7 protein-coding genes and 1 pseudogene are annotated in these 8426 nt (G+C 73.1%); 4 read left to right on the top strand and 4 right to left on the bottom strand.

Annotated features, from left to right (window positions below; genetic code table 11):
* From G9H71_RS19685 to G9H71_RS25310, 3 genes are all read right to left on the bottom strand, one after another.
* Positions 1 to 768 (bottom strand): 2-oxoacid:ferredoxin oxidoreductase subunit beta (locus tag G9H71_RS19685; protein WP_166284491.1); only part of this gene is annotated, 768 nt, incomplete at its 3' end.
* Positions 765 to 2675 carry a 2-oxoacid:acceptor oxidoreductase subunit alpha gene (locus G9H71_RS19680; protein WP_166284490.1) on the bottom strand — a complete coding sequence of 637 codons (1911 nt, stop codon included), beginning with the start codon at positions 2673 to 2675 and terminating at the stop codon, positions 765 to 767. The genes G9H71_RS19685 and G9H71_RS19680, both read right to left, overlap by 4 nt.
* Before the next feature lie 285 nt (positions 2676 to 2960).
* The gene (locus tag G9H71_RS25310) at positions 2961 to 4811 is read right to left on the bottom strand and encodes a GmrSD restriction endonuclease domain-containing protein (RefSeq protein ID WP_166284489.1); all 1851 of its coding nucleotides are present in this window, start codon (positions 4809 to 4811) and stop codon (positions 2961 to 2963) included.
* Positions 4812 to 4988: 177 nt separating this feature from the next.
* Here G9H71_RS25310 and G9H71_RS24720 point away from each other — a divergent pair, with 177 nt between their 5' ends.
* The 4 genes and pseudogenes from G9H71_RS24720 to htpX all read left to right on the top strand — a co-directional run bounded on the left by G9H71_RS24720 (position 4989) and on the right by htpX (position 7456).
* A complete protein-coding gene (locus G9H71_RS24720; RefSeq protein WP_331273137.1) occupies positions 4989 to 5495 on the top strand; it encodes an NADH-quinone oxidoreductase subunit B in 507 nt (168 codons plus the stop codon).
* Entirely contained in the window at positions 5492 to 6070 is a 579-nt protein-coding gene (locus G9H71_RS19665; protein WP_166284488.1) for an NADH-quinone oxidoreductase subunit C, read from the top strand. Before G9H71_RS24720 ends, G9H71_RS19665 begins: the two co-directional genes overlap by 4 nt.
* A gap of 17 nt (positions 6071 to 6087) precedes the next feature.
* Positions 6088 to 6501 (top strand): annotated as a pseudogene (locus G9H71_RS19660) (4Fe-4S binding protein); the annotation flags it as partial.
* Between the two features lie 91 nt (positions 6502 to 6592).
* Positions 6593 to 7456 carry a zinc metalloprotease HtpX gene (gene htpX, locus G9H71_RS19655; RefSeq protein WP_166284486.1) on the top strand — a complete coding sequence of 288 codons (864 nt, stop codon included), beginning with the start codon at positions 6593 to 6595 and terminating at the stop codon, positions 7454 to 7456.
* A 48-nt stretch (positions 7457 to 7504) separates the two neighbouring features.
* On the opposite strand, the gene G9H71_RS19650 is transcribed toward htpX, so the two are convergent.
* Positions 7505 to 8398 carry a GDSL-type esterase/lipase family protein gene (locus tag G9H71_RS19650; protein WP_166284485.1) on the bottom strand — a complete coding sequence of 298 codons (894 nt, stop codon included), beginning with the start codon at positions 8396 to 8398 and terminating at the stop codon, positions 7505 to 7507.
* Positions 8399 to 8426: the final 28 nt, after the last annotated feature.

Here is an 8426-nt window from a genome sequence, read left to right as displayed (position 1 = left end):
GGCGTCGCGCACGATGCCGTACTGGCCGGACTTGCCCCAGCGGACCGGCTCGCCGTCGTGCAGCTGGAAGCCGAAGTCCTCGCGGGTCTCGGGGTCCTTGAGCACGTCGAACGCGCCGTCGTTGAAGATGTTGCAGTTCTGGTAGATCTCCACCAGCGCCGAGCCCTTGTGCTCGGCCGCGGCCCGCAGCACCGAGGTCAGGTGCTTGCGGTCGGAGTCCATCGTGCGCGCGACGAAGGTCGCCTCGGCGCCGAGCGCCAGCGACACCGGGTTGAAGGGCGCGTCGAGCGAGCCCATCGGGGTGGACTTGGTGATCTTGCCGAGCTCGGACGTGGGGGAGAACTGCCCCTTGGTCAGGCCGTAGATCTGGTTGTTGAAGAGCAGGATCTTCAGCTCGACGTTGCGGCGCAGCGCGTGGATCAGGTGGTTGCCGCCGATCGAGAGCGCGTCGCCGTCGCCGGTGATGACCCAGACCGACAGGTCCTGCCGGGTGGCGGCCAGGCCGGTGGCGATCGCCGGGGCGCGCCCGTGGATCGAGTGCATCCCGTAGGTGTTCATGTAGTACGGGAACCGGGACGAGCAGCCGATGCCCGAGACGATCGCGATGTTCTCCCGCGGGACGCCGAGCTCGGGCATGAAGCCCTGCACGGCGGCGAGGATCGCGTAGTCACCGCAGCCCGGGCACCAGCGGACCTCCTGGTCCGTCTTGAAGTCCTTGGCCGTCAGCTTCGCCCGCGGCTGCGGGACGGGAAGCTCCTGGACGCTCACCGCACACCACTCTCCTGCGCCAGGCCGGCGGCCTCGGCGCGCTTCTCGACGTCCTCGACGATGCCGGTGATGACGTTCGCCAGCTCCACGGCGCGGAAGGGCAGGCCGCGCACCTGGTTGTAGGACGTCACGTCCACGAGGTACTTCGCGCGCAGCAGCAGCGCCAGCTGGCCGAGGTTCATCTCGGGCACGAGCACCCGGTCGTAGCGGCGCAGCACCTCGCCGGTGTTGGCCGGGAAGGGGTTGAGGTGGCGCAGGTGGGCCTGCGCGACCTTGTGCCCCTCGCGGCGGGCACGCCGCACGCCGGCGCCGATCGGGCCGTACGTCGACCCCCAGCCCAGCACGAGGACCTTCGCGTCACCGTCCGGGTCGTCGACCTCGAGCTCGGGGATGAACCGGGCGATGCCGTCGACCTTCGCCTGCCGGGTCCGGACCATCAGGTCGTGGTTGGCCGGGTCGTAGGAGATCTCCCCGGAGCCGTCGGCCTTCTCGATGCCGCCGAGCCGGTGCTCGAGCCCCGGGGTGCCCGGGACGGCCCACGGGCGGGCCAGGGTCTCGGGGTCACGGAGGTAGGGCCAGAAGACCTCGCCGCCATCGGGGGCGGTGTGGTTCTTCTCCGTCGCGAACTCCACCCGCAGGTCCGGCAGGCTGTCCACGTCCGGGATCTTCCAGGGCTCTGAGCCGTTCGCGACGTAGCCGTCGGACAGCAGGAAGACCGGGGTGCGGAACTGCAGGGCCAGCCGGCAGGCTTCGATCGCGGCGTCGAAGCAGTCCGAGGGGGAGCGCGGCGCGACGATCGGGACCGGGGACTCGCCGTTGCGGCCGAACATCGCCAGCAGCAGGTCGGCCTGCTCGGTCTTGGTGGGCAGGCCCGTCGACGGGCCGCCGCGCTGCACGTCGACGACCACCAGCGGCAGCTCCTGCATGACCGCCAGGCCGATCGTCTCGGCCTTGAGCACGACGCCCGGGCCGGACGTCGTCGTCACGCCGAGGGAGCCGCCGAAGGACGCGCCGAGGGCCGCGCCGACGCCGGCGATCTCGTCCTCGGCCTGGAACGTGCGCACGCCGAACTTCTTGTGCTTGGACAGCTCGTGGAGGATGTCCGAGGCCGGGGTGATCGGGTAGGCCCCGAGGAACAGCGGCAGCTCCGAGCGCTGCGCGGCGGCCACCAGGCCGTACGACAGCGCGAGGTTGCCGGTGATGTTGCGGTAGGTCCCCGTCGCCATCGGCGCGGGCTTGACCTCGTAGGTGACCGCGAAGTCCTCGGTGGTGTCGCCGTAGTTGTAGCCGGCGCGGAACGCCGCGATGTTGGCCTCGAGGATCTCGGGCTTGCGTCCGAACTTGGACTCGAGGAACGCGATCGTGCCCTGCGTCGGGCGGTTGTAGAGCCAGCTCAGCAGGCCGAGCGCGAACATGTTCTTCGCCCGCTCGGCGTCCTTCTTGCTGATCGAGATGCCCTCGACCGCGCGCACGGTCATGGTCGTCAGCGGGACCTTGCGGACGTTCCACGCCGCCAGCGAGTCGTCGTCGAGCGGGTTGGCGTCCCAGCCGACCTTGGCCAGGTTGCGCTTGGTGAACTCGTCGGTGTTGACGATGATCGACGCGCCCTTGGGAACGTCGGTGAGGTTCGCCTTGAGCGCCGCGGGGTTCATCGCCACGAGCACGTCCGGGGCGTCGCCCGGGGTCATGATGTCGCGGTCGGCGAAGTGCAGCTGGAAGGACGAGACGCCCAGCAGCGTGCCGGCTGGCGCGCGGATCTCGGCGGGGAAGTTGGGCAGCGTCGACAGGTCGTTGCCGAACGACGCCGTCTCGGCCGTGAACCGGTCCCCGGTCAGCTGCATGCCGTCCCCGGAGTCACCGGCGAAACGGATGACGACCCGCTCGAGCTGCTGGACCTGCTTTGCCACGCGCACTAGCCTCCTGGTCGGCGGGAGCGTCCTCGGGGATCGAGCTGCGCCACGCTGCCCGTCGAGGTGTCTCCGGGCAGGCGTCGCCGCCGTACGTGATGCCTCCCTATGTTACGGGCAGGCAACCCTTACTTCCGACCCTCGACAACGCGTGCCCGGGCGTCGGGCTTCCCGCTGCGCGCGGTGTGTCGCGGCTCACGTGCGGCATGCGCTGACCCGCCTCCATCCCAACGCCAAAGGCCCGGCACGCACGGTGCCGGGCCTTCACGCGCTGGGTGCGCCGGGTCAGTCGCGCACGGTGTTGTTGGAGCCGCCCTCCCAGACGTACATCGAGCCCCCGAAGCCGCCGTCGACGCTGTTGGAGGCGAAGAGGTTGTCGTTGCCCGAGCCGGGGACGACCGGGCGGTCCCGCTTCAGCCGCTTGGGCCAGGTCAGCGTCCGGGTCTTGAAGGGGGTCGCCGCCGGCGCGGGGCCGTGGTTGCCTGTGATGGTGTAGCCCTGGCCCTTGACGTCCACCCAGGTCGCGACCGAGTAGGCACCGCTCTCGTCCTGCACACTGCGCATCCGCCCGGTGTTGACGAAGGTGTTGCCCGAGACGGTCCCTCCGAAGCTGCCCTCACGCAGGTCGACGCCCTCGGCTGTGGTGTCCTCGATGAGGTTGTTCTGGATCGCGATCCCGGTCGTGATGTCGATCTGGCTGCCGTTGTAGCGCTCCCAATCGCGGCCCGCCATGCCGACCAGCACGCCCGCTCCGCGCATCGCCCCGTCGATGCCCGCGTTGCGAATGACGCTGTTGCGGATCGCTCCGCCGCGGGACCCCTTGCTGAACTGCACGCCTGCGTAGCCGCTGTTGAGCACGTGGACGCCGTCGAGCACCGTGCCGGTCGAGCCCTCGACCGAGATGCCGCGCTGGGCCGTGTCGACGGAGATGCCCTCGACGCGCCAGTAGTCCCCGGTGATCTTGAGCCCGATGCCGCTGCTCTTGCCGCCCGAGGTCAGCACTGCGTCGGCCGTACCGCGCAGGATGATCGGCTTGTCCGCAGTGCCGTTCGCGCTGGCGGTCAGGGCGTTGCGCCAGTCGGCGTCCAGCAGGTAGATCACCGCGCCGGGGCGGGCGCCGGCGAGCGCTTTGTGTAGCTCCGAGAGTGTGCCCGGCGTGAAGGCCGCGCTCGTCATCGAGGGGGTCCAGTCCTGCTCGCCATTGTGGCCCGGACGCGGGGTGTTGGCCGGCGGCGGGACGTAGCCATCGGTCGGTGTGCCGGGGGTGGGCGTGCCCGGGGCCGGCGCGACGGGGGAGGGGGTGCCGGGAGCCGGCGAGGGGGAGCCGGGCGCCGGGCTCGGAGCCATGGGCGCCGGGGCCGGCGTGCCGGGAGGCGTGACGCCGGGTGAGGCGCCCGGCTGGTTCGCACCCCCGGGGCTGCCGGCCTTCGGCAGCGTCGCGCCGCCCGTCGGCATCACGCGCGTCGGGCAGCTCGTCAGGACCGCGGCCATCCGCGCCTTCTCGGCGGCGGTCACCGGCAGCCCGTACTTCGTCTTCACCCCGACGCGGCGCGCGACGTAGGCGCAGCGGTACTTGGCGTTGGACGGCAGCCACGAGGCCGCGTCCTTGGTGCCGCGCTTCTTGCTCGAGGCGAGGTCGACGGCCTGCAGGTTGAGCGGGTCGTTGGCGAAGACGAGGCGCTTGGCCTGGCTCCAGCGACCGGCCCCGCTCCGCCAGGCCTCCTGCAGCGTCACGGTGCGGTCGACGGCCACGGCCGGCTTCGCCGCGCGGTAGGCCACCTTGCGCCCGGTGTAGGGGCTGGTCAGCGTGCCGCTCGCGACGACGCAGCGGCTGCGTGGCTTGAGCTTCGCGGTGCGGACCATGTCGCGCCAGAGGATGTCGTTGCGGGTGTCGCACTTGTTGGTGTCGACGTCGGCCCACGTCTTGCCGAACTTCGCCCCCGTGAACCCCTTCACCGGGCCGTACGGCTTCACCTTCAGCTTGGCCAGGGCGGCCTTCGCGTTCACCTTGGCCGCGGCAGGCGCCACGGCCGTGGCCGCCTGCTCGGCCGCGGCCGGCTGCGCCGCGACCGCGGTCCCACCGGCCCCGGCGGTGAGGCCGCCAGCGGCCATGGCTATGCCGGCGGCCGCGGTCACCGCGGCACGACGAATCCGACTCACGAAGCAGACCCCCCGGGGAGACACAAGAGCGCCCGAGAGCGGCCCCGGGCGAGAATGATCGATGCTGCGGTCACCGTAACCGCCGGGATCGGCCCGCGCCCGGAGTTAGCTCTTCCGGGAACAGGCTTAGCGCGCCGTTAACCTGGACGGGTCGTGAGCACCGTCCCCCTGCCGCTGCCCGTCGTCGGCCCGGCCGCCGCCGCTTCGCCCGTGCACCCCGGCGAGCGCACCCCGCTGCCCTGGGGGAGCCGTCACCTGCTGCACGTCGCCGACGCCGGCCTGGCCTGCTGCGCGGTGGAGGTGGCCGCGGCCGTGGCCCGCACTGAGCCCTTTCCTTCCACCTCGCCGCAGCCGTCGTCCGGCGGGCCGGCCGCGGACGCAGGCCCCGTGCACGTGCTGCTGGTCAGCGGCACGGTGACCGACACCCTGCTCCCCGCGGTCCTCGAGGCGTACGCCGCCCTTCCCGAGCCGCGCCGGGTGGTCGCCTACGGCGCCTGCGTCACGAGCGGCGGCCCCTACTGGGACTCCTACTCGGTCACCAAGGGCATCGACCAGTTCCTGCCCGTCGACGTCTGGGTCCCCGGCTGCCCGCCGCGGCCCGAGGCGCTCGCCGACGGTCTCGCCCGGCTCGAGGCATTGCTCCCCGAGGACGCGGCATGAGCGCGCCGTTCGAGGAGGCCGTCCTGCGCGCGGTGCTCGAGCCGGCGCTGGGCGAGGGACTGCTCGAGGTGGGCACCGCCACCGGCACCGCGTACGCCGACATCGCCCCGCACCGCTGGCACGACGCCGTCGGCGCCGCGCGCGACGGGCTCGGGCTGGCCTGGTTCGACTGGCTGGCCGGGGTGGACGAGCTCGAGGAGGGGCTGCGCGTCGTCGTGTCCCTGCTCGCCCCCGACGGCGCGCACCGGGGGCACGGGGTGCTGCTGCGCACCCTCGCCGACCGCTCCGCCCCGCAGGTCCCGAGCCTCGTCGACCTCTTCGCGGGCGCGGCCTGGCACGAGCGGGAGGCCCACGAGATGTTCGGGATCGACTTCGCGGGCCATCCCGGCCTACGCCCGCTGCTGCTGCCCGACGGGTTCGACGGCCATCCGCTGCGCAAGGACTTCGTGCTGGCCAGCCGGGTCGCGCGCCCATGGCCCGGCGAGCACGAGCCGAGCGGCCGCTCGCGGCGGCGCAACCTCCCGCCGGGCGTGCCGGAGCCCGGCACGTGGGGCGCGGGGGAGGCGGGGTCGTGAGCGGCGGCTACCCACAGCCGGAGCGCAGCCGCGGGGTCATCGCGCTGGTCGAGCAGAACTGCACGGTCTGCATGCTCTGCGTCCGCGAGTGCCCGGACTGGTGCATCGAGATCGACTCCCACGTCGAGCGGAAGCCGGCGGAGGGGCCGGGCGGCCGGCCGCACTCCGTCCACGTGCTCGACCGGTTCGCGATCGACTACGGGCTCTGCATGTACTGCGGGATCTGCGTCGAGGCCTGCCCCTTCGACGCCCTCTTCTGGGCGCCGGACCCCGGCTACTCGGCGCTCGACGTGCGCGACCTCGTGCACGAGCGGGACCGGCTGGGCGAGTGGGTGAAGGACGTGCCGCCCGGCGCGCTGCCCGCCGGACTGGAGCTGCCCGGAGCGAGCGAGGGCTCCCAACCGGCTGCCGGGGGGCCGGCAGCGGACTGACGGGGCGCGCAGGGGAACGAGCGGGCTCCGCGAGGGCGTTCTCCGCTAGGACGGCGCCGGACCAGGCGTCGTCGGAGGGGAGTGACGAACCGTGCACCGGCACCACAACGGTGTCAAGACGGCGGCGCTGCTGGGCGCCCTCTCGGCGCTGATCCTGCTCGTCGGCCAGCTGGTCGGCGGGCCGACAGGGCTGAGCGTCGCCGTCCTGCTGGCGCTCGCGACCAACGGGGTGGCCTACTTCGCGAGCGACACCCTCGCCCTGCGCTCGATGCGGGCGCGCCCGGTCAGCGAGTTCGAGGCGCCCGGGCTCTACCGCATCGTCCGCGAGCTCTCCACAGCGGCGCGCCAGCCCATGCCCCGGCTCTACGTGTCGCCGACCGACGCGCCCAACGCGTTCGCCACCGGGCGCAACCCCCGGCACGCCGCCGTGTGCGTCACGGAGGGCATCCTCGGCCTGCTCGACGAGCGCGAGCTGCGCGGCGTGCTGGGGCACGAGCTCTCCCACGTCTACAACCGCGACATCCTCATCTCCTCGGTGGCGGCGGGGCTCGCGAGCATCGTCCTGTGGCTCGCGCACCTGGCGTGGTTCCTGCCGCTAGGGGGAGACGAGGACGACGAGGGGGCCAACCCCGTCGGGATCCTGCTCCTGCTCGTGCTCGGCCCGGTCGCGGCCACGCTCGTACGCCTCGCGGTCAGCCGGTCGCGAGAGTTCCAGGCCGACGCGTCGGGCGCCGCCGTGACCGGCGACCCGCTCGCGCTGGCGAGCGCACTGCGCAAGATCGAGGCGGGCGTACGCCGCCTGCCGCTCGCTCCCGAGCCGGCGCTGCAGACCACCAGCTCGCTGATGATCGCGAACCCGTTCAACGCCGGGGGCGCGTCCCGGCTCTTCTCGACCCACCCCCCGACCGAGGAGCGGGTGGCCCGGCTGCTGGAGATCGCGGGCTACCGCCGCTGAGGCATCACGGGCCGGGGCGTACGTCCCCGGCCCCTGCGGCGTGCTCGGTCAGCCCGCGGGCCGGAAGCGGTAGGTCTCCTCCCACAGCCGGTCCGACAGCGTGCGCTGGCCCTCCACGCTGGGGTGGTAGAAGTCGATTGGCGAGAGCTCGGCGAGCGTCGGCTCGTGCTTGAAGACGGCGCGGTGGTCGAACCGGCAGTTCGGCGTCGCCGCGCAGACCTGCGAGATGACGGCGTTGTAGTCCTGGATCCGCTCGCGGACCCGGTCCCGCCGCTCGCGGTCGGCCCGCGCCGTCGAGAGCGGGTTGGCGAGCATGGTCTGGCAGGGGCGGAACGACTCCCAGATCGCCCGCGCCGCCGGCACGTCCTTGCCCACCCGCCACACCGCCTCGACGTCGGGGACCGACGCGGTGAAGACCCGCGCGCCGCCGGCCGCCAGCCTGGTCAGTGCCGCGGAGTAGTTGGCGCGGAACGTCTCGACGGGCGTCATCTGGGCCTCGCTGGGCCGGCACGCGTCGTTGGCGCCCATCAGGACCTCGACGTAGTCGGCGCGTGCGGCGACCGCCGCCGCGGCCATGGCGGGCAGCAGCGCGGACGTCGCGCCCGAGACGGCGAGGTTCGTCGCGACCAGGCCTGGCGCCACCGTCCTCAGCCGGGCCGCGTGGCTCGCCACGGCCGGGTTGCTGCCGGTCGACCACGAGACGTCCGGGCAGTCCTGCAGCGGGAGGCAGGCGTCGAACCCGCGGCTGATCGAGTCGCCGAGGACTGCCATGACCGCGGGCGCTGGCACCGTGCGCGGGCCGGTGGCGGCGGAGGCCGGGGCGGCGCCCGGGCTCAGCGGGCCGGCCAGCGCGCTGACGAGCACCGCCGCGAGCACGGCGGCCCGTCGCCGGGTACGGCGCAGGCGGACGGGAGGACGGGGCCGTTGACGGTCGGGTGCCACGGGCTCTCCTTCGAGCGGTCGTCCGCCC

This window comes from Motilibacter deserti (assembly GCF_011250635.1).
GTDB classification, from domain to species: domain Bacteria; phylum Actinomycetota; class Actinomycetes; order Motilibacterales; family Motilibacteraceae; genus Motilibacter_A; species Motilibacter_A deserti.
Note: the sequence above shows the minus strand (reverse complement) of the source record. Positions and strands in the feature narration are given on the sequence as shown.